Below are 22,575 nucleotides of genomic sequence, written 5' to 3'. Positions count from 1 at the left end.
CACGCTAGCGGCCGATCGTGTTTAGCTCAACCGGTTCGGGATGAAACGCTCTCGCCCGCCATGAACACCGCCAGCGCCTCACGGTCCGCGGCGGGCATGGTCAGGCCGAGCTTGGAACGGCGCCACAGAACGTCATCCGGAAAGCGCGCCCATTCACGGCTCATGAGATAGCGCACCTCGGCGCCGGTCAGTTCGGGTCCGAAGGCCCGGCCAAGCTCCTCGCGTGTCCTTGCTTCACCGAGCATGGCCGACAATCGCGAGCCATAGGCGGCAACCAGGCGCTGGGCTTCCGGCTCCGACAAGAAGCGCCAGCGCTCGCGTGCGAGGTCGACCTCGGTGTCAAAACGGTCCCAGGCGAAATCTCCGCCGGGCAGCGCTGCGCCGGCGGTCCAGGGCGGCGACATCGGGTAGAACGGCGTCAGCTTCGTCACCGCCCGCTCGGCGCGCCGGCGCGAGGTGGTGACGTCGCCGCCGAACATCGTGATCAGCGGCGCCTTGCGCCGACGCGCATGGAACAGGGTCGTACCCTCGCGTTGCCGCGCGGACGCCGGCCTCAAATTGACGCCCGAGACGGTCCGGACCACGTCGGTCGGGACGATGCGCTCGCGAAAGTAGCGGCTCGCCGCTTCGCAGAGATAATCGACGTCGGCACCGCGCATCGCCACGATGGCGGGGTCGCCGGTGAAATCATGCGTGACCGTGCCGATCAGCGTGAACGCGCGCTCGAACGGGCTTGCGAAGATCAGCCGGCCGTCGCTGTTCTGGAACACGTAGACATTGTCAGAATCGAACAGCCTGGGCACGATGATCTGGCTCATCTGCATGGCCGCCACGGCGGGCTGCGGCTGGCGCAGGACTGTCTCCGCGACGATCGAGGTCCAGCCGCCACTGGTATTGGCCAGCGCCCTGGCTGTGATGGAGCGGCGGTGGCCGCGATCGACCACGGCGAGCCGCCAGATGTCGGTTCGGTCGGCACGCACGCAGCGTGCGCCGGTCCGGATCGCCGCACTACGCTCGGCGGCGTCCAGCGCCGTGAGCACGACAAGGCGCGAATCGTCGACGATGCAGTCCGAATATTCGAACGCCGTGCCGAACGGGCGCTTCAGCGCGTTGCCGACCGGGTGATGGGTGATGTCGAGGGTCGCCGACGCGGGCAGGCCGCTCCGGCCGGCGAGGCCGTCATAGAGAAACAGGCCGGCCCGCAGCAACCAGGGTGGACGCTCGTCTACATGCGCGGGAATCACGAAACGCATCGGCCGGACCAGATGCGGCGCGATCCGGAGCCAGATCCGGCGCTCGGCCAGAGCCCGGCGCACCCGCCAGAAGCCGCGGCGCTCCAGCACTGAGAGATCGCCGTGGATCAGCCGCGGTGTGGCCGACGACGCCGCGCCGCCGAGATCGCCTTGCTCGAACAGGATTACCCGCAGGCCGCGGCCCGCCGCATCGCGGGCGAGGCTGACGCCGTTCAGGCCGCCGCCGATGATCGCGAGATCGTAATCCGCCATGAAGCCGTCGAATGGGAGCGAACGCTCCCATCACTAACCGGTCTTCAGCGCAAGCTCCATGGCTTCGTCGCGGCCGACGAGGCCGGCATATTTGCCGATCGGCAAGGGCTTGCCGAGCAGGTAGCCCTGCACGCCGTCGCAGCCCTCCTTGGCGAGGAAGGCGAGCTGGTCGACCGTCTCGACGCCCTCGGCGATGATCGACATTTCGAGGCCGTGGCCGAGGTCGATGACAGCGCGCACGATCGCCGCCGATTGCGGGTTGCGGCCGAGATTGATGATGAAGGCGCGGTCGATCTTGATCTTGTCGAACGGAAACGCCTGGAGATAGCTCAGCGAGGAATAGCCGCTGCCGAAATCGTCCATGGAGATGCGCACGCCGAGCGCCTTCAGCCGGCGCAGCAGCGCGAGACCGCGGTCGAAATCCTCGATCAGAACACCCTCGGTGATCTCGAGCTCGAGCCGGCCGGGTGCAAGGCCCGTCTCGAGCAGGATCGAATGGACGAGGCCGACCACGTCGCCGTGCATGAACTGCGCCGGGGACAGATTGACCGCGACCTGCAGCGGCTTCGGCCACGACGCCGCCTCGCGGCAGGCCTCGCGCAGGATCCACTCGCCCATCTCGACGATGAGGCCGCTCTCCTCGGCGATGGGAATGAACTCGGCCGGCGAAACCTGGCCGCGCACCGGATGCTGCCAGCGCGCCAGCGCCTCGAAGCCGATGATCTCGCTCTCGGCGACGCTGTGGCCCGCGGCCCCCTGCGGCTGGAAGGCGAGCGCGAGCTCGCCGTTCTTGACCGCCATGGACAGGTCCTGGTGCAGCACGCGGCGGTCGCGAATCTGCTGGTCCATCTCGGGCTGGTAGAGGCTGATCGTGCCGCGCGACTTCTGCTTGGCGCGGAACAGCGTGGCACCGGCATTGGCGAGCAGCGAGGCGCCATCGGTGCCATTGTGGGGGAACACCGACATGCCCGTGGTGATGCCGGCGCGGACCGGACGGCCGTCGATCTGAAAATCCTTCGCGACGGCTTCGGCGATCTGCTGCGCCAGCGCGAGGCCGGCCTCGGGCTGCTTGCCGTCGATGATCAGCCCGAACTCGTCCCCGGACAGGCGCGCCACCACGCCGCCGCGCGCGGAATCCTGGAGCCGATGGGCGACCTCGATCAGGAGCTTGTCGCCGAGCGCATGGCCGAAGACGTCGTTGACCTCCTTGAGGCCGTCGAGGTCGACGCAGAGCACGGCGAACTCCTCGCCGGTGCCCTCGCAGGCCTCGATCATCTGGGTCAGCGCCTGCAGGAAGGCGGCGCGGTTCGGCAGATCGGTGAGGCCGTCGTGATAGGCCATGTGCGCCATGCGCGACTCGGTCTGCCGGCGATCGGTGACGTCCTCGTGGGTCTTGATCAGATATTGCGGCTCGCCGGCCTCGCTCAGCACGGTGGCGCGGCGGGTGAGGAACAGCCGCAGGCCGTCCTTGGTCGAGATCGGATGCTCCTCGGTGATCATCCCGCGTTTCTTGATCGCGGCCTCGTCGCGCGCGACGATCAGCTTGGCTTCCTTGGCGTTGAAGATGTCGGTCGCGGTCAGGCCGGTGGCTTCTTCGCGGCTGCGGTTGAGGATCGTCTCGGCGCTGCGGTTGGCGAGAAGATAGCGGCCGTCCTTGACCTGTTCCACGATCAGCGCAACCGGGATGTTGTCGACCACGAGCTCGAGGAACTTCTTGGTGCTCTCCAGCTCCTCCGACAGCGAGCGGCGGTCAGTGATGTCCTCGAACACGATGAGCAGAAATTCGGGCTTATTGCTCTCGTTGCGGACCACGATCCGGATCGAGGCGACCGTGCGCTGCGCACCGGCACGATCCACGTCGAACTCGTTGCGGTACTGGCCATCCGGCGAATTGAGTGCCGCCTCGTCGGCCGCCTCGATGCTCGCGGCCGAGGCCGATGCAAACAGCTCCCGCGCATTCCTGCCGACGGCGAAGTCCCGCGACAATCCCCAGAACTTCTCATAGGCGCTGTTGGCGAAGATGTAGCAGCCGTCCTCGATGTTCTTGGCCGCCACGCAGGCCGGCACATGGTCCAGCACCGTCTCCAGGAACTGCTTGGTGGAGGCGAGCTGCCGCGACAGCCTGCGCTCCTCGCTGACGTCGAGATGGGTCGCCACCGAGCCACCGTTCGGCAGCACGAAATATTTCACCAGGATGGCCCGTCCGTCGGGCAGCTCCGTGATCAGGCCGTTGACGCTCGATGCCTTGTCGTAGAACTCGGCGTCGGAGGCGGCATTCAGCACCCCGCGCCTGCGACGAAGCTCGAGAAGGTCGTGGCCATTCATGCCAGGCCGGACTTCCGACCGCGTCAGGCCATAGATCTCGAGATAGCGGTCGTTGCAGAAGATGATGCGGCGCTGCGCATCCGTCATCACCACGCCCTGGTTGAGATTGTTCATGGCGGAGGAGATGAAGGCGTTGCGCCGCAGCTGCAAACGCCTGGACCGGCGCAATGAGGAATGGATCCACAGCCCGATCGCGGCGAGGAACGCGCAGACCACGATGCCGGCGATCAGGGCTTCCCAGATCACGCCCGGATCAAGCCCGGTGAGATCTGCCGCCACGGCAAGGCTGTCCGATGCCGCAAAGGCGCGCGCAGGCGCGCCCGTGCCGGCCAGGCATAGGAGGGCCTGCACAGCAATCGAAAGCGTGCTGCCCACGTGCCAGTTCTTCTCAGCCATCAGCCACCCGCGATTTCAACGTCGGATTGTCTGGCCTCGCGGGTTTGGATCGGGTAAACGCCTGAGGGAACAACAGAATAATGTCACGTGAAATACGGCAATTGCCCTGACATGATAAACGCCTTCTTAACGGAAGCCCCGCCTGCGCGCCCCTGCCCGGGCCATACGCCACCGGTGCTTCCAACTGGTATCCTGCACAACCATGGATAGGGTCGACTGCGTCGTCATCGGAGCCGGCGTGATCGGTCTCGCGGTGGCCCGAAAGCTCGCCCAGGCCGGGCGCGAGGTGATCGTGCTCGAGGAAGCCGAGGCGATCGGCACCGTCACCTCCTCGCGCAACAGCGAGGTGATCCATGCCGGCATCTATTACCGCGCCGGGAGCTGGATGGCGCGCATGTGCGTGGCCGGCAAGCACGCGCTCTACCGCTACTGCGACGAGCGCGGCATCCCGCACAAGAATTGCGGCAAGCTGATCGTCGCGACCAGCCCGAAAGAGACCGAGAAGCTGCAATCGATCAAGGCGCATGCCGAGGCCAACGGCGTGCTCGACATGCAGCTGCTCTCGGGCGAGGTCGCACGCGCGCTGGAGCCGGCGCTCGCCTGTGACGCCGCGCTGCTGTCACCGTCGACGGGCATCATCGACAGCCACGCCTACATGCTCTCGCTGCGCGGCGAAGCCGAGGACGCCGGCGCGGCTTTCGCGTTTCACACTCCGCTGATCCGTGCCAGGGCGGCGGCCGGATTTATCGAGATCGATGCCGGCGGCGAGGCACCGATGACGCTGCAATGCAGCCTCCTCGTCAACGCCGCGGGGCTGTCGGCGACGCATGTGGCGCGCAGCATCGACGGCATGCCGCTGGACCGGATTCCAGCGACCTATCTCGCCAAGGGAAACTATTTCAGCTGCAACGCCAAGGCGCCGTTCTCGCGCCTGATCTATCCGGTGCCCGAGCCCGGCGGATTGGGGGTGCACCTGACGCTGGACATGGCAGGACAGGCGCGCTTCGGGCCTGACGTCGAATGGATCGAGACGATCGATTACGAGGTCGACCCCTCACGCGCCGAGCGGTTCTATCCCGCGATCCGCAAATACTGGCCGACGCTGCCTGACGGCGCGCTGATGCCGAGCTATTCCGGCATCCGCCCGAAGATCGTGCCCCCGGCCGTGGCCACGCAGGATTTCTTGATGCAGGGCCCGCGCGATCACGGCGTTGCAGGCCTGATCAATCTGTTCGGCATCGAATCGCCGGGATTGACGTCCTCGCTCGCGATCGCCGATCACGTCGCCGAGCTCGCAGACATCGAGAGCGCTTCGAGAAGCGGATAAGTGTTGGTATCGAGACCACGCGTCCAAACAAGAGTGAGCGCCGCGCAAACCTGTTGCACGGTGCACACCTTGCAGCAGGGATGAGCACGAATGCTCTCATCCCTGCGTGAAGGATGTGATCAACTCTACACTGTCACGGGGGTTACTAGTGGAGCGTGTCGCCTTGCTTCAGACGCTCGATCTGGTCCTTGACCATCAACTTCCGGCGCTTCAACTCAACAATTTGCAGGTCGTCTGTTGAAAGGTGCACGAGAGCTTCGTGCAATTCGTTTTCGAGAAGTTTGTGCTTCCGTTCCAATTCAACGAGATGTGCCTGAATTGTCATTCGAAACCTCCTCGGTAGGGTTGAACCTCAGGATTCGATCCGGACGCCTAAGTCTACATCACCGATTCGTCCTGTCGATGGGTAACCGTCGTCGCCGCGTCATTTTTGAAAGTTCATATGTAACGAAGCGTGACTAGGGGAACCACGCCGGAAAAATCCATGATATCAATGCGCCGGCGCCACGCCGCAGCTCCTCGCAGAAATATCTTGCGGGAGATCGGCGACGAGGGATCGCAGATCGCTTGCGATCACGCGGCGCAAGGACGATAATTTCCACAGGGCATCCACAGCCCAGATCTCACGCCTATCGGTTTTCGGCCACCGCAGACATGACCAATGAAGATGAGCGTGAGCTCGAAGCCGAGCTCACCCGGTTGCAGCAGGAACACCGAGATCTCGATGCGGCGATCGATGCGTTGCATCAATCGCCCGCCCCCGACCTGTTGCGGTTACAGCGCCTGAAAAAGCGCAAGCTGTTGTTGCGCGACCGCATCGCTTTCATCGAAGACCAGATTACGCCCGACATCATCGCCTGAGCCTGGGCCGGTCTCGCGCGGCGCCCGCCGCTTCCGAATCCGCTTGACTCAATAAGAACAAAATAGGAACATTCGCGGGCGCCCCACCACCTCAGAGAACGCTCAAGACAACACACGAGGACAACGCAGATGTCGGCGACCGCCCTTCTCGACAACAGCCATTATGAACAGGCCTGCGATCAGGCGATCGCGATGTGCGACGGCAATCTGCGCAGCACCATCAAGGCGCTGATCATGGCCAACGAATATCTGGAAGCCGAGCTGGAGGAATTGCAGGCGGCAATTTCCGCGGGCTGCATTCCGGAGACTTCGCGCAGCAAGATGCGGAGCAAGAGCAGCGCCGCCTGATTTTCAAAGCGCGAAGAGACCGCGCTTTGTTTTAAGCATGATCTTGTCGGAAAACCGCTTGACACTTTTCCGGATCATGCTCCATCGGAGCAACGCCATGTCGGATGTCACCTATTACGTTGCAATGCCCTTTTTGATCGATGATGACGGATCCCCCGTCGCAGGCGCGGCAGAGGAGTGTCAGTCCTCGACGGCGGCGCTGCGACGCGCAGAGATTCTGGCGCGCGGCGCCGGCCATATCGGCGCGGTCGCATTCAGCCGCAGCGGCGATCCCTTGACCGGCGAGTTCGGGGATGCGACGCTGCTGCGCAAATTCGGCAACGTGCCGGAAGATCTTGCAACCCTCTAGACTAGCGCTCGCTGCGGAGCCTGATCCGCCGCTTCGTGCCGGCGGTGCGCCTTGCGCACATACATGGCGGCATCCGCCTCCTCCAGGGCGCGAGCTGCCGCGGACTGCGGACCGAGCAGGGCGACGCCCGCCGAGGCGCCCGCGGTCACGTGCTGGCCGCGAAAGACGAAGGACAATTCGTCGATCGCCTGCTCCAGGGCGGCGGCCTTCGCCTTGGCATCGGTCTCGCTGAGATTCCAGAGCAGCAGCGCGAACTCGTCGCCGCCGAGGCGGCCGACCACGTCGGAGGCGCGGACCTGTCGCGTCAGCGTGGCGACAATCGCCTTGAGCACCTCATCGCCGGCGGCATGACCGAAGGAATCATTGATCGGCTTCAGCCGATCGACGTCGAGCACGATCAGCGCCCCGCTGGCGCGGTAGCGCTTCATATAGGCGATGGCGCGCGCGAGCTCGCGCTCGAAACCGCGCCGGTTGGGGATATCGAGCAGGAAATCGGTGTCGGCGGCCGCCTCGAGTTCCGAGATCCGCAGCAGGGCTGCCTTCAGCTTGCTCCTGAGGCCGCGAATGGCCGCCTTGCTGTCGTCGGCAGCAGGCGCTCCGCGCAAGGCCGGTTTGGCCGCGCGGCTCGAAGCGGCTTTGGATCGGCCGGCGCTGATGGTCCGGCCCTTTCCGGCCTTCGCAGAGCTCGCCCTTTTTGGTTTCTTCATGGGCATCCTGCTCAATGAAGGCTTGCGGGGATTCACCAAGACAGGATAGTGGATTCCCTTCTCCTTGCCACCGCCTTGCGAGCCGCCGGCCGGAAACGTTAATCTGGCCTATCTTTCTGTTTTTCTGGGCACAATTGACGTCATGACCGCGCCAATCGCCATCATCATGGGCAGCCAGTCGGACTGGGACACGATGCGGCACGCCGCCGACACGCTTGACGCGCTCGGCATTGCTGCCGACAGCCGCATCGTCTCGGCCCACCGCACACCCGACCGGTTGTTCGCTTTCGCCAAGGGCGCCAAGGCCGCGGGTTACAAAGTCATCATCGCCGGGGCCGGTGGCGCGGCACATCTGCCCGGCATGGCGGCAGCGCTGACGGAACTCCCGGTGTTCGGCGTTCCCGTCGAATCCAGGACGCTCAAGGGCGTCGATTCGCTCTATTCGATCGTCCAGATGCCCGCGGGCATCCCGGTCGGCACCCTCGCCATCGGCAAGGCCGGCGCGATCAATGCCGCGCTGCTGGCGGCCGCCGTGCTGGCGTTGTCGGACCCGGCCCTGTCGGATCGCCTCGCCGCCTGGCGCAAGGCGCAGACCGAGGCGGTCGCCGAGCGCCCGGAGGACCAGGCGTGACGGACACCAGGCACGTGAAGCTGAAGCCCGGTGACACCATCGGAATCCTCGGCGGCGGACAATTGGGCCGGATGCTGGCCATGGCCGCGGCGCGGCTCGGCCTGCGCTGCCAGGTGTTCTCGCCCGATCCGGATTCGCCGGCCTTCGACGTCGTGCTGAACGCGACCTGCGCCGAATATGCCGACGTCGAGGCGCTCGAGTTGTTCGCGCACGATGTCGACGTCATCACCTATGAATTCGAGAACGTGCCGGCGGCAGCCGCGCTGGTGCTGGACGCGCGCCGCCCGGTGCTGCCCAATCGCAAGATCCTCGAGACCACCCAGGACCGGCTCGCCGAGAAGGATTTCGTGACGCGGCTCGGCATCGGCACTGCCGCCTATGCCGACGTCACCTCCGTCTCCTCGCTGCGCGAGGCGATCGCCAGGATCGGCCTTCCGGCGGTGCTGAAAACCCGCCGCTTCGGCTATGACGGCAAGGGCCAGGCCATCATCCGCGAGGGCGACGACATCGCGAAAGTGTGGACCAGCCTCGCCACCAAATCGGCGATCCTGGAGGCCTTCGTGCCCTACGAGCGCGAGATCTCCGTGATCGCCGCGCGCGCGGCCACGGGCGAGGTCGAGTGCTTCGACGTCACCGAGAACGAGCACCGCGACCACATCCTGAAAATATCGCGTGCACCCGCGCCGATCCCGGATGCGCTCGCCGAAGAGGCGCGCAGCATCGCCGGCAAGATCGCAACCGCGCTCGACTATGTCGGCGTGCTCGCGGTCGAGATGTTCGTGCTCGCCAACGGCACCGGGCCGAAGGTGCTGGTCAACGAGATCGCGCCGCGCGTGCACAATTCAGGACACTGGACGCTCGACGGCGCGTCCATCTCGCAGTTCGAGCAGCACATCCGCGCCATCGCCGGCTGGCCGCTCGGCAAGCCGGTGCGCCACGGCGACGTCGTCACCATGACCAACCTGATCGGGGACGAGATCAACGACTACGAAAAGTGGCTGAGCGTGCCCGGCGCGACCGTGCACATCTACGGCAAGGGCACGCCGCGCCCCGGCCGCAAGATGGGCCACGTCACCGAAGTCAGGCCGCCCCGGGACGAGTGACGGGATCGCAGCAGAGGCTGCAATCCCGCCGGGTGCTTTTCGATTACGCCGTCTTCACGCCCGCAACGACGCCGGTGGGCTCCTCGCTGAGCCAGCGATAGATCACCCCGCCGAGCGCGCCGCCGATCAGCGGCGCGATCCAGAACAGCCAGAGCTGCGACAGCGCCCAGCCGCCGACGAACAGCGCCGGGCCGGTGCTGCGCGCCGGGTTCACCGAGGTGTTGGTGACGGGAATGCTGACGAGATGGATCATCACCAGCGCGAGCCCGATCGCCAGCGGTGCGAAACCCGCCGGCGCGCGGCCATGGGTGGCCCCCATGATGATGAACAGGAACATCATGGTCATCACCACCTCGGTGAGGAAGCACACGATCATGCTGTACTGGCCGGGCGAATGCGCGTCATAGCCGTTGGAGGCAAAGCCCTTGCCGACGTCGAAGCCGGGCGCCCCGCTGGCAATGACATAGAGCAGCCAGGCGGCAATGATCGCCCCCGCCACCTGGGCGACGATGTAAGGCAGGACCTGCCCCGCCGGAAAACGGCCACCGGCGGTAAGACCGACCGTGACGGCCGGGTTGAGATGGCAGCCGGAGATGTGGCCGATCGCATAGGCCATGGTGACGACGCTCAATCCGAAGGCCAGGGACACGCCGACCAGCCCGATTCCCACCTGCGGGAAGCCGGCCGCAATCACCGCGCTTCCGCAGCCCGCGAATGTGAGCCAGAAGGTGCCGATGGCTTCGGCAGCATATTTTTTGATGTCCATTGTGGTCCCCTCATTGCAAGAATCCGGATCAAAGCTCCGGCGCGGCCCCGTCCTCGGCGCCAAACCGCCCAAATCGGGGCCGCATGGAGGTATTTTCGCCGCATTTAATGGCCGAACTTGGCCCGAAAACCCGCTTGGCCGGTGGACATCTGCTGTTTTGTCTGATACATCCGCGCGCTCAAGGTTAAGGGCTTGCGCGTTTCGCCATCCCCTTTGACTTACCAGAATTCAAATCCGATCCACTTGAAGAGGATGCCGCGTGCAGGTTCTCGTTCGCGATAACAATGTTGATCAAGCCCTCAAGGCGCTGAAGAAGAAGATGCAGCGCGAGGGAATTTTCCGCGAGATGAAGCTCCGCGGTCATTACGAGAAGCCCTCCGAGAAGAAGGCCCGCGAAAAGGCCGAAGCCGTGCGTCGTGCGCGCAAGCTCGCCCGCAAGAAGCTGCAGCGCGAAGGCCTGCTGCCGATGAAGCCGAAGCCGGTGTTCGGCGCCGGCCCGGGCGGCGATCGCGGCGGTCGTGGCGGCCCCGGTGCAGGTCCGCGCGGACCGCGCTGATCCGATTCAGCAAGACTTCAGTTTTCGATGACGCGGGCCCCAGGCCCGCGTTATTGTTTTGAGGACTTGTCGGATCAAGCTCTAGCGCGAGCGAACCGTAGATGGCCTCCCCTTTCCCTCAGCGCGGCTTTGCGCGACGGCGTCGGATCTGGCAGCCGCCGCTCGCGGTGGCGTTGACGGGAATCGCGCTGTGCGGCTGCTCGTTCGATCTGGGATCGCTGATGCCGGAGAAGGACAAGCCGCAGGAAGCGCCCAAAGCCACCGCGCCGGCCGAGGGCGCGGTAAGCGCCGGCAACGTCACCGAAGCCCAGGCCCATACCGCGAAGGCCCAGTCCCTGGCGAAGTCAGGCGAGACCACGGCAGCGCTCGACGAGTTCAACCGCGCGATCGGCCTCGATCCCTATAATGCGCAGGCGCTCTATGGCCGCGCCCTGATCTACCAGGGCAACAACCAGCACGACTTCGCGATCGCCGATTTCAGCGCGGCCAGTGGCCTCAACCCGCAAAAGGCCGAGCCGCTGCTCGGCCGCGCCACCAGCTATCTCGCGCTCGGCAAGGTCAAGGAGGCCGCAGCCGATCTCGATGAAGCCTCCGAGGCGGATCCGCACAATGCCCAGGTCTGGACCGCGCGCGGTCAGGCCTATGAGCGGCTGGGCGACAAGGCCAAGGCGGCGGCGTCCTACACCAGGGCGGTCGCGCTTCGTCCACGCGACGAACCCGCCCGCAGCGGTCTCGCCCGCGTCGGCGGCTGACCGTTTGGTGTGGCCTGAGCGTAGTTCTAGTCGGGCGTAGCGCTCTTGGGCAGAACGGCGTTGAACATCGACTTCATGCCCGACAGCATCTCGTCGGCGACATTGGTCTTCTTCGGCCGCGGCATGGAGGCGCCCGCATCGGCACGCAGGTCGAGCGGGGGCGCGATCACCGGCACGGGAATGTCGGCCGGCGGCGTCACCCGATTCGGATCGTCGTTGCCGACCGAGGCCGTGTAGGGCGGATTGGAGCCCGCATTGCCATAGGCCTCGAGCGAAGGCGTCGAGACATTGATCGGCGGCGGCAGCGGACGGACCGGGGACGGCTCCACATTCACGACCCGCGGGGCCTCCGGCGTGCGGGCAGCGTCCCGCACCGCAGGCTCGGCCGGCTTGGTCTCCGAAGCGCGAGCCTCGGCAGGCTTGGTTTCCGACGATTTGGCCTCGGCAGCCTTGCCCTCGGGCGATTTGCGCAGGCGCTCGATCGCAGCACGCGCCAGATCGTTGGCGTCGGGAGCCGGGGAAGCCGCCGTCGGGGCTGAATTGGCCTCAACCACCGGAGCAGAGACAGCCGGTGCGGATTTCGCCGCGGCCTTGTCGCGGGTAGAGGGTCGGCCGCGCGGGGCGGCGTCAGCGGGAGCCACGTCTGCGGCCTTGGTCTCGGCGGCCGGCGGACGATCGGCCGGCTTCTCGGCTGCCGCCTTGTCCGTCACGCTCTTCTCGGGAATTCCCTTGGCCTTGACGCCAGGCGCGGGAAGGTTGGCGCTATCGGTCGGCTTGCCGTCGCCGCCGGTCTGGGCAGGCGCGGTCACGGCGGCTGGGGTGTCGGCGGCCGGCTTGGCGTTGATGTAATGATTGACGATGTAGGCCCCGATGATCGTCGCGAGCACCGAGGGGAAAATATCCATCGAAATTTTTGCGAGGTATTTCAGCATTCCGACCACTCCCCGCGCGACCTGATGCGGGAACTTTAGGGCATTGTGAGGGATCAACTGCGACGGATCGATGGCAAAGGGTGGCGCGCCCCCTAGCGTTTCAGCTCAATTTCAAGGAACACGATCTCAGTTGAGGTTTCGTTAAGTACGTCATGCTGGACGCCGGCCTTGCGGAAATAGGATTTTCCGGCGGAAAGCTGCGCCTTGGACCGTTCGCCATTGGGCGCCACGATGGTCATCTCGCCGGCGGCGACCGGAACGATCACATAGTCCATCCCATGGGTGTGATGGCCGGTGGCGCTGCCGGGGGCAAGCCGCCATTCGGTCACCCGGACCTCTTCGTTGTCGATCTGGACGTCGGACTTGGCGGCAAGCACCGGGAGCTCCTTCTAGGGCACGAAAACCATGAACACGTAGACGGCAAATACCACCATATGCACCAGGCCGAACAGGACGTTGGTTCTGCCTGTGCCGAAGGTCAGCATGCTCAGGAAGAAGGTCAGCAGCAAAAGGACGCTGCCCTGGGCGCTGAGGCCGAGCTCGAGTTCCTTGTCGAGCGCATAGGTCGCGACGCCGACGGCAGGAATGGTCAGGCCGATGGTCGCCAGCGAAGAGCCGAGGGCGAGATTGATGCTCTTCTGGAGGTCGTTCCTGCGCGCCGCCGCGACGGCCGCAACGCCCTCGGGCATCAGGATCAGCAGCGCGACCAGAAGGCCGGCGAAGGCCGGTGGCGCCCCGATCCTGGCGTCCACGGCATCGACCACCAGCGAGAATTTCTTGGCGAGCAGCACGACCGCCAGAAGCGAGACCAGGAGCAGCACCACCGTGAGCGCGAGTGCCCCTGCAGACACGTGCGCCGCCCCGCCCTCGCCGCCCGCACGTTCGTGCACGAAGTAATCCTTGTGCAGGACGGTCTGGGTGTAGAGGAACACCGCATAGAGCGCGAGCGTGACCACGTCGACGAAGCCGAGCTGGACCGCCGAATAGACCGGCCCCGGCGTGGTGGTGGTGTAGTTCGGCATGATCAGCGTGATGGTCGCGAGCGCGAACAGGACGCTGAGATAGACGTTGGCGCCGGAGAGCTGAAAGCCCTGCTCGCGATAGCGCAGGCCGCCGATGAAGATGCAGAGCCCGACGAGGCCGTTGCAGACGATCATGACCACGGCGAACACGGTGTCGCGGGCCAGTGCCGGGGCAGGCTTGTCGCCTAGCATGATCGTGGTGATCAGCGCGACCTCGATGATGGTCACCGACAGCGTCAGCACCAGCGTGCCATAGGGGTCGCCGACCCGCTCCGCGATCACCTCGGCATGATGAACCGCAGCGAACACCGTGCCGAACAGGATGACCAGGAGGACGATTGCGAAGAGCAGTCCGCCAAACGACAGCGTGAACACGTAACCCGTCGCGCTGACGGCCGCGAACAACAGCACGGCCAGCGCCGGAAAGACCCAGGCCGACCGGGGCATCGGATCATGCGCGCTCATCCACCGGCTCCAATCCCAGCATGATCCGGAAAAGTGTGTTGCGGTTTTCCGATATGATCATGCGCAATCGAAAAACCGAGGTGCGATGAAATTCATCGCAGCTCGGCCGAGCAGTAGCAAATCGGCCGGCAGATTCAATGCCAGTGCAGGATCGGCGCGACCGGCAGGAACGTCAGCAACAGGAACAACGGGATCAGCACGGCGCCCGCGCGCAGGAGATAACCGAAGAAGCTCGGCATCTCGATGCCGTTCTCGCGGGCGATGCTGCTCACCATGAAGTTCGGCGCGTTGCCGATATAGGTGAGCGCTCCCATGTAGACGGCTCCCATCGAGATCGAGGCGAGCGTGCCCGAGAGCTCATGCATCAGCACCTGCGGGTCGCCGCCGGCGAGCTCGAAGAACAGCAGATAGGTCGGCGCATTGTCGAGGAATGCCGACATCAGTCCGGTGAACCAGAAATAGGCGACCTCGCGCGGGGTGCCGTCCGGCGCCGTCACGGCCGACAGCAGCCAGGCGAACGCGCCGTGATGGCCGGCATTGAGCATGGCAATGACCGGGATGATGGCGACGAAGATGCCCGCGAACAGCTTTGCGACCTCGCGGATCGGCTCCCAGGTGAAGCCGTTGGCCTGCCTGTGCTCGTCGGGCGTCAGCCATACCGACAGCGCCGCGATGGCCAGCAGCACCAGATTGCGAACGAGGTCCTCCAGGTCCAGCCTGGTGCCGAGAACATCGAACGCGATGCCGGGCCTCCACATCGCGGAGGCGAGCAGGCTGGCGACGATGGCTGCGATCAGCACCAGATTGACGAGGCCGCGGATGCGCAACGGCTCGCCACGGCTTGTGTCAGTCGGAGGCGGCTCGCTGCGAAAGCGCCAGACGTCGATGACGGCGAAGATCGCGAGCAACAGACCGGCAACCAGCGCGGTCTGCAACCAGATGGTCCGCGTGGTCCAGAAGAAGTCGACACCGTGGAGGAAGCCGACGAAGAGCGGGGGATCGCCGAGCGGGCTCAGCGCGCCGCCGACATTGGCCACCAGGATGATGAAGAAGATGACGACATGGGCGTTGTGGCGCCGCAGCCGATTGGCGCGGATCAAGGGGCGGATCAGGATCATCGCGGCACCCGTGGTGCCGACGATGCTCGCCCCCAACGTGCCGAGCGCGAGGATGCCGACATTCGCCGCCGGCGTGCCCTTGATGTCGCCCGTGATGAGAATGCCGCCGGCAACGACATAGAGCGCGAACAGCAGCACGATGAAGCCGAGATATTCGGCGAGGATGGCATGGACCAGCGCCGCCAGCATCGCCATGCCGCCGGCGAAGACGACGAGCGCGGCGAGCGCCAGCAGCGACCAGGCAGCTGTGATCTTGCCGTAATGGTGATGCCAGATCTTTGGCAACAGCAGCGGCCCCAGTGCGATCGACAGCAACAACCCGGCAAAGGGCAGCGCATGGGGCCAGCGCATCGCCGCGCCGTCGAGCCCGGTCGCGGCAAGCGCATTCTGCGGCAGAAACGTCAAGCAGGAGACGGCGAGCGCGGGAACGTAACGTTGAGCCAAGCCGTCAGCCGCCAATGAAGCCTCTCGCCGTTTCGATCGCACCATATTGATCGAGATTGTCGTGCCCGCCCTCCATGCGAACGAACCGCTTGGGCTCGCGGGCGAGTGCGAACAGACGCTCTCCGAACACGATCGAAATGACAAGGTCATTGGTGCCATGCATCACCAGGAGCGGCACCGTGACGCGCGAGATGCGCTCGTCGGAGGGAAACGGGTCGCGCATCAGCAGGCGCACCGGCACGAACCGGAACGACGAAGCTGCAATGTCGGCCGTCGACGTATAGGGGGCTTCCAGGATGAGCTTTCCAATGCGCTGCTCCGAGGCGAGCGCGACCGCCACGCCGGTCCCGAGCGAAAAGCCCCAGGCGACGATTCGTTCCGCCGCGTAGCGCGCGGTCGTGAAGGCGTAGGCGGCCGCGGCATCGCGCAACAGGCCTTCCTCGCTGGGCGCGCCGCTGGAGCCGGCATAGCCGCGATAGGACAGCGCGACGAGGCCGGTACCGTCTGCGGTCATCGCCTTGAAGCGGCCGACAGGACCGGCGAGAAAATCACCATTGCCTGGAAAATACAGGATCACGGGACGACCGGGTTTCGCCGGCACGTGCCAGACGATGACCTTCTCGCCGTCCGAGGTAGTCAGGACATGCTCTTCCGCCTCGGGAAGGCCCGCAGCATCGGGTGCGGTGCGACCGACGGGCGGGATCGGAAACAGCATCTCGCGCTGGCGGAGATACAGCACGACGAGACCGGCAAGATAGACGGCCACGAGCAGGATGACGGTCCATTTGACGATGGTGATCATTGCGCGGCCGGCCCCGATCCAGACTAGGGCTTGCGACGGCTCCGCAGCAATTTCATGACGTCGGGCCGGAGACTCGCCGGAACGTCGCGACAGCCGCACGCCGCCTTGTGGGCAGCGTGCCAGGCGATGCGCTGCTCGCGCGTCGCCTTGGGCGGCATGCGATGGGACCGGTGCCAATCCTTGTTGATGGCCACGGTCCCTCCCTCGCTACATCGCCTTGACGATGTTCTCGGTGACCTTCTTGGCGTCGCCGAGGAGCATCATGGTGTTGTCGCGGTAGAACAGCGGATTGTCGATACCGGCATAACCCGAGGCCAGCGAGCGCTTGATGAACATCACCGTGCCGGCCTTCCAGACCTGGAGCACCGGCATGCCGTAGATCGGCGAGGTCTTGTCCTCTTCTGCGGCCGGGTTGGTGACGTCGTTGGCGCCGATCACGAAGGCGATGTCGGCCTGCGCGAATTCGGAGTTGATGTCCTCGAGCTCGAACACCTCGTCATAGGGCACGTTGGCTTCGGCGAGCAACACGTTCATGTGGCCGGGCATGCGGCCGGCGACGGGGTGAATGGCGTACTTCACCTCGACGCCTTCCTTCTTCAGGATGTCGGCCATCTCGCGCAGCGCGTGCTGGGCCTGCGCCACCGCCATGCCGTAACCGGGCACGATGATGACCTTGGAGGCGTTCTTCATGATGAAGGCCGCATCGTCGGCCGAGCCGAGCTTTGCCGGCTTCTGCTCGCCCGTGCCGCCGCCGGCCGCAGCGGTCTCGCCGCCGAAGCCGCCGAGGATGACCGAGATGAAGGACCGGTTCATCGCGTGGCACATGATGTAGGACAGGATCGCGCCCGAGGAGCCGACCAGCGCGCCGGTAATGATCAGCGCGGAATTGCCGAGCGTGAAGCCGATGCCGGCCGCGGCCCACCCCGAATAGGAGTTCAGCATCGAGATCACGACCGGCATGTCGGCGCCCCCGATCGGGATGATCATGAGCACGCCGAGCAGAAGCGCCAGGATGACGTTCAGCCAGAAGAACACGGGGCTGCCGGTGACGACGAGACCGACGATGCAGGCGACCAGCGCCACCGCGAGCGCGATGTTGATCACGTGGCGGGCCGGCAGGATGATCGGAGCGCCGCTCATCCGTGCCGAAAGCTTGAGGAAGGCGATCACCGAGCCGGTGAAGGTCAAAGCGCCGATGGCGACACCGAGCGACATTTCGACCAGGCTCTGGGTGTGAATATTGCCCGGCGTGCCGATGTCGAACGCCTCGGGCGCATAGAACGCGCCGGCGGCGACCAGCACCGCGGCCATGCCGACCAGCGAGTGGAAGGCCGCGACGAGTTCCGGCATCGACGTCATGGGCACGCGCCGCGCGATCACCGCGCCGATCGCGGCGCCAATCGCGATGCCGACGATCACCAGCACCCACGCGAGACCGTCAGCCGGCGGATGGTTGGCAAGCGTGGTGGCGACCGCGATCGCCATGCCGATCATGCCGAACAGATTGCCCTGGCGCGACGAAGCCGGGCTGGATAGCCCACGCAGCGACAGGATGAACAGCACTCCCGCCACGAGATACAGAAATGCAGAGAGGTTGGCGCTCATCTCAGGTCCCCATTGATCCCATCAGCCCGAGGTGGCCGCTCACTTCGACTTCTTCTTGTACATCGCCAGCATGCGCTGGGTGACAAGGAAGCCGCCGAAGATGTTGATGCAGGCAAAGATCAGCGCGACGAAGCCGAAGGCTCGCGCCCAGCCGGAGCCGCTCGAAACATTGGCGACGCCGCCGGCAAGCAGCGCACCGACCACGATCACCGAGGAGATCGCGTTGGTCACGCTCATCAGCGGCGTGTGCAGCGCGGGTGTCACCGACCACACCACGAAATAACCGACGAAGACGGCGAGGACGAAGATCGACAGCCGGAAGATGAAGGGGTCGACGACCTGTGCAGCGTGCTCCATAACGGGTCTCCTTAAGCCTTCGGCTGGAAGTTCGGGTGGATCACGGCGCCGTCCTTGGTGAGCGCAGTGGCCTTGACGAGCTCGTCGTCCCAGTTCACGGCGAGCTTCTTCTCGTTCTTGTCGACCATGGTCTCGATGAAGGAGAACAGATTGCGGGCATAGAGGCTGGAGGCCGAGGCTGCGACGCGGCCGGCGACGTTGGTGTAGCCCACGATCTTGATGCCATCGAGGTCGATGACCTCGCCGGCCTTGGCGCCCTCGACATTGCCGCCGCGCTCGACGGCGAGATCGACCAGCACCGAGCCGGGCTTCATCGATCTCACCATGTCGGCACTGACGAGCTTCGGCGCCGGCCGGCCCGGAATCAGCGCGGTGGTGATGACGATGTCCTGCTTCTTGATGTGCTCGGCAGTGAGCGCGGCCTGCTTGGCCTGGTACTCTTTGGACATTTCCTTGGCGTAGCCGCCGGCGGTCTGTGCGTTCTTGAACTCCTCGTCCTCGACGGCGAGGAACTTTGCGCCGAGCGACTCGACCTGTTCCTTGGTTGCGGGTCGGACGTCGGTCGCGGTCACCACGGCGCCGAGACGGCGGGCGGTCGCGATCGCCTGCAGGCCGGCGACGCCGACGCCCATCACGAACACCTTGGCGGCGGGTACGGTGCCGGCCGCGGTCATCATCATCGGAAAGGCGCGGCCGAAGGCCTCGGCGCCCTCGATCACGGCACGGTAGCCGGCGAGGTTGGCCTGCGAGGACAGCACGTCCATCACCTGCGCGCGGGTGATGCGCGGCATCAATTCCATCGCGAAGGCCGCGACGCCCGCATCCGCGATCGTCTTCAGCGCGGCCTCGTTGCCGTAAGGGTCCATGATGGCGATGACGAGGGCGCCGCGCTTGTACTGCGCAAGCTCGGAGGCCTCGGGACGCTTCACCTTGATGATGATGTCGGCGTCCTTGAGCGCGTCTGTGCTGACGATGGCGCCCACGGCGGTGAATTCGGAATCCGGAAGGCCCGACTTGATGCCGGCACCCGGCTCGACGGCGATCTCGGCGCCGAGCGCCTTGAATTTTTTCACCGTATCAGGCGAAGCGGCGACGCGCGGCTCCGACGGATCGATTTCCTTGGCAACGGCGATCTTCATAGGCCCTCCGGCGACGCGGGACAAAGCGCGCACGCGAACTTAGCGTTACTCCCGCAACGTTGGATACCGGTTTTAGAACCGGCTTGAATGCAAATTTTATGGGCACCGACAGCGCTGGCGGTGCGGCAACGGACGGATCAGGTGAGGAAGATCGCCATCAGGATCACGATGAGCGCGACCGAGGCCGTGCCGTATTTCACCAGTTTGATGAAACCCTCATAGGTCTGCTCATGGGCAACGTAGTCGTTGCCGTCGGCGGTGCTGTACGCCACTTCGCTATGGTCGGCCATGGAATGTCCCCAGTCGAAAGTCGAATTCTCGGGCTGGGATACCTGAAAGATTTAGACAGGGCAACGGCACCGAAGCGGGGTTTTCCCGCAAATCGGGTCATTTGGAATTCCAATTGTCGCGGATCCAGCGCGTCAGGCTCTGCTCGCTGACTTCGCCGGCGGCGAGCGAGAGGATGATCGTCGTCGCCTCCGCAGGATCGGGACTGAAGGCCACGCCGTTCTTATGAAGGAAGACCATCATCACCATGAAGGCGATGCGCTTGTTTCCGTCGACGAATGCAGGGTTCTTCGCGAGGCCGAATGCATAGGCTGCAGCGAGTTCGTCCATCGGCGCCCGTTCATAGCGCCGTTTATTGAGCGGGCGCTCCAGCGCGGAGCGCAGCATGCCCTCGTCGCGCAATCCCGGCGCACCACCGAAGCGCCGGAGTTGGCGGCCGTGAATTGCGACAGCCTGTTCGTAGGTCACCCAGAGCGGCTCCTGAGGATCGCTCATGCGCGTCGCCGACTTATTTTGCGAGAGCAGCGAGCGTGTCGCGATACTTGTCCATCACCTCGTCGGCGATTTCCATCGTCCGCTCGAAGTCGGGATCGTAGGGCAGCAATTGAAAACCACCGCCAGGCAATTCCACGACGTGCAATTGCTGCCCCCGCTTGAGATCGAGGCGCTGCATGAGCTCGCGGGGCAGTAGCAATCCGTCCGAATTGCCAATCTTCTTGATCTCAATTTTCATAGTGTTTGGTTCCGGCGATGTTATACATGTGTATAACATCGCCGGAGACCTCGTTCAACAGGTGTCTTACGTGCAAGGTGAGGCGCCCGGGCGCCTCAGCCCATCGCCTCGAGTTCGTCGATCATCCCCGCGATGACGCTGAGCCCGCGGTCCCAGAACTTCGGGTCCTTCGCATCGAGCCCGAACGGGCGCAGCAGCTCGGAATAGTGCTTGGTGCCGCCGGCGGCGAGCATGTCGAGATAGCGCTCGGCGAAACCCTCGGCCGCGTTCTCGTAGACCGCATAGAGCGAGTTCACGAGACAGTCGCCGAATGCGTAGGCGTAGACGTAGAACGGCGAGTGGATGAAGTGCGGGATGTACATCCAGTAGTTCTCGTAACCCGCCTTGATCTCGATCGCCGGCCCCAGGCTCTCGCCCTGCACCGACAGCCAGATCTCGCCGAGCCGCGTCGCGGTGAGCTCGCCGTTCTTGCGCTCGGTGTGGACCGCGCGCTCGAAGGAATAGAACGCGATCTGCCGAACCACGGTGTTGATCATGTCCTCGACCTTGCCGGCGAGCAGCGCCTGGCGCTGCTTTGCGTTCTTGGTCTGGGCCAGCAGTCGCTTGAAGGTGAGCATTTCGCCAAACACGCTCGCGGTCTCCGCCAGCGTCAGCGGCGTCGGCGCCATCAGCGCACCGTTCTTTGCCGCGAGCACCTGATGGACGCCATGACCGAGCTCATGCGCGAGGGTCATCACGTCGCGCGGCTTGCCCTGGTAGTTCATCAGCACGTAAGGATGAGCCGATGGCGTGGTCGGATGCGAGAACGCCCCCGGCACCTTGCCCGGCCGCACCGGCGCGTCGATCCAGCGGTCGGTGAAGAAGCGCTCGGCGATATCGGCCATTTTGGGCGAGAAGCCGCGATAGGCCGTCAGCACCATGCTGCGCGCCTCCGGCCAGGCGATGACGTCAGTCGCCGCAAAAGGCAGCGGCGCGTTGCGGTCCCAATAGGCCAGCCGTTTCTTGCCGAACCATTTCGCCTTCAATGCGTAATAGCGATGCGACAGTTTCGGATAGGCTGCGCGCACCGAGGCGACCAGCGCGTCGACGACCTCGCGCTCGACGCGGTTGTTCAGATGGCGGGAATCGGCGACGTCCTTGAAGCCGCGCCAGCGGTCGGAGATGTCCTTGTCCTTGGCGAGCGTGTTGGTGATCAGCGCAAAGGTGCGCTCATTGGCCTTGAAGGTCTTCGCCAGCGCCTCCGCCGCGCTCTTGCGCTTGGAGCCGTCGCGGTCCTGCAACAGGTTGAGCGTCGGCTCGATCGCGAGCTCCTTGGTGCCGAGCTTGAAGCGCAGGCTGGAGATGGTCTGGTCGAACAGACGGTTGAAGGCAGAATAGCCGGTTTGCGCCTTCTCGAGGAAAAGCTGCTCGAGCTTGTCGTCGAGCTGGTACGGCTTCTCCTTGCGCAGATCCTCGATCCAGGGACGGTAGTGCGCGAGCTCGGCGGCCTGCATCGCGCGATTCAAAATATCGTCATCGATCCGGTTGAGCTCGAGCGCGAAGAACAACAGATGCGTGGACGCCGCCGTCAGCCGTTCGGACACATCGCCGTAAAACTTTGAAATCGCAGGGTCCACGCTGTCGCCGGCATGGACGAGGCCGGCATAGGAGCCGAGACGGCCGGCGAGATCGTCGATCGCCTCATAGCGTCGCACCGCTTCGGCGAGCCATTTTCCGCCATCTTCGTTTGCTGTCCCTGTCGCCAGCTTGCCCTTGTAGTCCGTCTCGAAGGCGACGCAGTCGGCATCCATTTTCTCGAGATCGCGCGCCACTTCCGGCGCGTCGATCCCGGAGTAGAGGTCGGCCAGGTTCCACTCGGGAAGCTTGCCGGTCTTGCTCGCAGCTTTGGAGGGTCTTGCCTTGGCGGCGGATTGTTTGGCGCTTGGCTTACGGAGAGCGGGCTTGCTGGAAGCGGACTTCTTGAGAGCGGTCTTCTTAAGAGCGGGCTTGTTCGAGGCAGACTTGGAGCGCGAATTCATTGTGTGGGAAACCTGTGTTCAACAAT

At 64.8% G+C, this 22,575-nt stretch carries 26 protein-coding genes; 8 read left to right on the top strand and 18 right to left on the bottom strand.

Features of this window, described 5'->3' with window-relative positions:
• Nucleotides 1–26 precede the first annotated feature (26 nt).
• Nucleotides 27–1,505: a glycerol-3-phosphate dehydrogenase gene (locus AB7M16_RS27315; RefSeq protein WP_453945594.1), complete on the bottom strand. Its 1,479-nt coding sequence runs from the start codon at nt 1,503–1,505 to the stop codon at nt 27–29.
• Between the two features lie 33 nt (nt 1,506–1,538).
• The gene (locus tag AB7M16_RS27310) at nt 1,539–4,226 is read right to left on the bottom strand and encodes an EAL domain-containing protein (protein ID WP_260382149.1); all 2,688 of its coding nucleotides are present in this window, start codon (nt 4,224–4,226) and stop codon (nt 1,539–1,541) included.
• 202 nt (nt 4,227–4,428) lie between these two features.
• Between AB7M16_RS27310 and AB7M16_RS27305 the strand changes: the two genes are divergently transcribed.
• The gene (locus AB7M16_RS27305) at nt 4,429–5,553 is read left to right on the top strand and encodes an NAD(P)/FAD-dependent oxidoreductase (RefSeq protein ID WP_453945593.1); all 1,125 of its coding nucleotides are present in this window, start codon (nt 4,429–4,431) and stop codon (nt 5,551–5,553) included.
• A gap of 145 nt (nt 5,554–5,698) precedes the next feature.
• On the opposite strand, the gene AB7M16_RS27300 is transcribed toward AB7M16_RS27305, so the two are convergent.
• Nucleotides 5,699–5,878, bottom strand: a complete 180-nt coding sequence (locus tag AB7M16_RS27300; protein WP_025034152.1) for a YdcH family protein — start codon at nt 5,876–5,878, stop codon at nt 5,699–5,701.
• A gap of 329 nt (nt 5,879–6,207) precedes the next feature.
• Here AB7M16_RS27300 and AB7M16_RS27295 point away from each other — a divergent pair, with 329 nt between their 5' ends.
• The 3 genes from AB7M16_RS27295 to AB7M16_RS27285 all read left to right on the top strand — a co-directional run bounded on the left by AB7M16_RS27295 (nt 6,208) and on the right by AB7M16_RS27285 (nt 7,111).
• Nucleotides 6,208–6,414, top strand: coding sequence for a YdcH family protein (locus AB7M16_RS27295; protein WP_008546179.1), 207 nt, complete (start codon nt 6,208–6,210; stop codon nt 6,412–6,414).
• A 129-nt stretch (nt 6,415–6,543) separates the two neighbouring features.
• Nucleotides 6,544–6,762, top strand: coding sequence for a hypothetical protein (locus AB7M16_RS27290; RefSeq protein ID WP_007596256.1), 219 nt, complete (start codon nt 6,544–6,546; stop codon nt 6,760–6,762).
• 97 nt (nt 6,763–6,859) lie between these two features.
• Nucleotides 6,860–7,111: a hypothetical protein gene (locus tag AB7M16_RS27285; RefSeq protein WP_453945592.1), complete on the top strand. Its 252-nt coding sequence runs from the start codon at nt 6,860–6,862 to the stop codon at nt 7,109–7,111.
• Here the strand turns inward: AB7M16_RS27285 and AB7M16_RS27280 are convergent.
• The gene (locus tag AB7M16_RS27280) at nt 7,108–7,818 is read right to left on the bottom strand and encodes a GGDEF domain-containing protein (RefSeq protein ID WP_212254285.1); all 711 of its coding nucleotides are present in this window, start codon (nt 7,816–7,818) and stop codon (nt 7,108–7,110) included. The two genes, AB7M16_RS27285 and AB7M16_RS27280, sit on opposite strands and share 4 nt — an antisense overlap.
• Nucleotides 7,819–7,960: 142 nt before the next feature.
• On the opposite strand from AB7M16_RS27280, the gene purE reads away from it, so the two are divergent.
• Nucleotides 7,961–8,449, top strand: a complete 489-nt coding sequence (gene purE, locus AB7M16_RS27275; protein WP_172784744.1) for a 5-(carboxyamino)imidazole ribonucleotide mutase — start codon at nt 7,961–7,963, stop codon at nt 8,447–8,449.
• On the top strand, nt 8,446–9,552 hold the full coding sequence (locus AB7M16_RS27270) for a 5-(carboxyamino)imidazole ribonucleotide synthase (protein WP_453945591.1): 1,107 nt from the start codon (nt 8,446–8,448) through the stop codon (nt 9,550–9,552). The genes purE and AB7M16_RS27270 overlap by 4 nt, the downstream gene beginning before the upstream one ends.
• 43 nt (nt 9,553–9,595) lie before the next feature.
• Here AB7M16_RS27270 and aqpZ read toward each other — a convergent pair whose 3' ends face one another.
• Nucleotides 9,596–10,318, bottom strand: a complete 723-nt coding sequence (gene aqpZ, locus AB7M16_RS27265) for an aquaporin Z (protein WP_271503781.1) — start codon at nt 10,316–10,318, stop codon at nt 9,596–9,598.
• Nucleotides 10,319–10,577: 259 nt separating this feature from the next.
• On the opposite strand from aqpZ, the gene rpsU reads away from it, so the two are divergent.
• The gene (rpsU, locus tag AB7M16_RS27260; RefSeq protein ID WP_008546194.1) at nt 10,578–10,874 is read left to right on the top strand and encodes a 30S ribosomal protein S21; all 297 of its coding nucleotides are present in this window, start codon (nt 10,578–10,580) and stop codon (nt 10,872–10,874) included.
• 101 nt (nt 10,875–10,975) lie between these two features.
• Nucleotides 10,976–11,626, top strand: a complete 651-nt coding sequence (locus tag AB7M16_RS27255) for a tetratricopeptide repeat protein (protein WP_453945590.1) — start codon at nt 10,976–10,978, stop codon at nt 11,624–11,626.
• Between the two features lie 26 nt (nt 11,627–11,652).
• Here the strand turns inward: AB7M16_RS27255 and AB7M16_RS27250 are convergent, their stop codons facing one another.
• From AB7M16_RS27250 to AB7M16_RS27190, 13 genes are all read right to left on the bottom strand, one after another.
• On the bottom strand, nt 11,653–12,558 hold the full coding sequence (locus tag AB7M16_RS27250; RefSeq protein ID WP_453945589.1) for a hypothetical protein: 906 nt from the start codon (nt 12,556–12,558) through the stop codon (nt 11,653–11,655).
• 92 nt (nt 12,559–12,650) lie between these two features.
• Complete coding sequence (locus AB7M16_RS27245; RefSeq protein ID WP_172784749.1) at nt 12,651–12,935, bottom strand: cupin domain-containing protein; 285 nt, start codon at nt 12,933–12,935, stop codon at nt 12,651–12,653.
• 12 nt (nt 12,936–12,947) lie between these two features.
• On the bottom strand, nt 12,948–14,045 hold the full coding sequence (locus tag AB7M16_RS27240; protein WP_453945588.1) for a calcium:proton antiporter: 1,098 nt from the start codon (nt 14,043–14,045) through the stop codon (nt 12,948–12,950).
• A gap of 134 nt (nt 14,046–14,179) precedes the next feature.
• Nucleotides 14,180–15,658, bottom strand: coding sequence for a sodium:proton antiporter (locus tag AB7M16_RS27235; RefSeq protein ID WP_453947272.1), 1,479 nt, complete (start codon nt 15,656–15,658; stop codon nt 14,180–14,182).
• Complete coding sequence (locus AB7M16_RS27230; protein WP_453947271.1) at nt 15,612–16,406, bottom strand: alpha/beta hydrolase; 795 nt, start codon at nt 16,404–16,406, stop codon at nt 15,612–15,614. The genes AB7M16_RS27235 and AB7M16_RS27230 overlap by 47 nt, the downstream gene beginning before the upstream one ends.
• Nucleotides 16,407–16,432: 26 nt before the next feature.
• Nucleotides 16,433–16,603 (bottom strand): hypothetical protein, encoded by a 171-nt coding sequence (locus AB7M16_RS27225; RefSeq protein ID WP_211407108.1) that lies wholly within the window; start codon nt 16,601–16,603, stop codon nt 16,433–16,435.
• Between the two features lie 13 nt (nt 16,604–16,616).
• Nucleotides 16,617–18,014, bottom strand: a complete 1,398-nt coding sequence (locus AB7M16_RS27220) for an NAD(P)(+) transhydrogenase (Re/Si-specific) subunit beta (protein WP_453945587.1) — start codon at nt 18,012–18,014, stop codon at nt 16,617–16,619.
• Between the two features lie 39 nt (nt 18,015–18,053).
• A complete protein-coding gene (locus AB7M16_RS27215) occupies nt 18,054–18,371 on the bottom strand; it encodes a proton-translocating transhydrogenase family protein (RefSeq protein ID WP_014492434.1) in 318 nt (105 codons plus the stop codon).
• An 11-nt stretch (nt 18,372–18,382) separates the two neighbouring features.
• Entirely contained in the window at nt 18,383–19,510 is a 1,128-nt protein-coding gene (locus AB7M16_RS27210; protein WP_453945586.1) for a Re/Si-specific NAD(P)(+) transhydrogenase subunit alpha, read from the bottom strand.
• 137 nt (nt 19,511–19,647) lie between these two features.
• On the bottom strand, nt 19,648–19,800 hold the full coding sequence (locus AB7M16_RS27205) for an aa3-type cytochrome c oxidase subunit IV (protein ID WP_018317799.1): 153 nt from the start codon (nt 19,798–19,800) through the stop codon (nt 19,648–19,650).
• A 97-nt stretch (nt 19,801–19,897) separates the two neighbouring features.
• A complete protein-coding gene (locus AB7M16_RS27200) occupies nt 19,898–20,293 on the bottom strand; it encodes a type II toxin-antitoxin system death-on-curing family toxin (RefSeq protein ID WP_453945585.1) in 396 nt (131 codons plus the stop codon).
• 13 nt (nt 20,294–20,306) lie between these two features.
• On the bottom strand, nt 20,307–20,531 hold the full coding sequence (locus tag AB7M16_RS27195; protein WP_124162834.1) for an AbrB/MazE/SpoVT family DNA-binding domain-containing protein: 225 nt from the start codon (nt 20,529–20,531) through the stop codon (nt 20,307–20,309).
• 95 nt (nt 20,532–20,626) lie between these two features.
• A complete protein-coding gene (locus tag AB7M16_RS27190) occupies nt 20,627–22,549 on the bottom strand; it encodes a M3 family oligoendopeptidase (protein ID WP_453945584.1) in 1,923 nt (640 codons plus the stop codon).
• Between the last annotated feature and the right edge of the window lie 26 nt (nt 22,550–22,575).

Source organism: Bradyrhizobium sp. USDA 372 (assembly GCF_053629095.1).
Note: the sequence above shows the minus strand (reverse complement) of the source record. Positions and strands in the feature narration are given on the sequence as shown.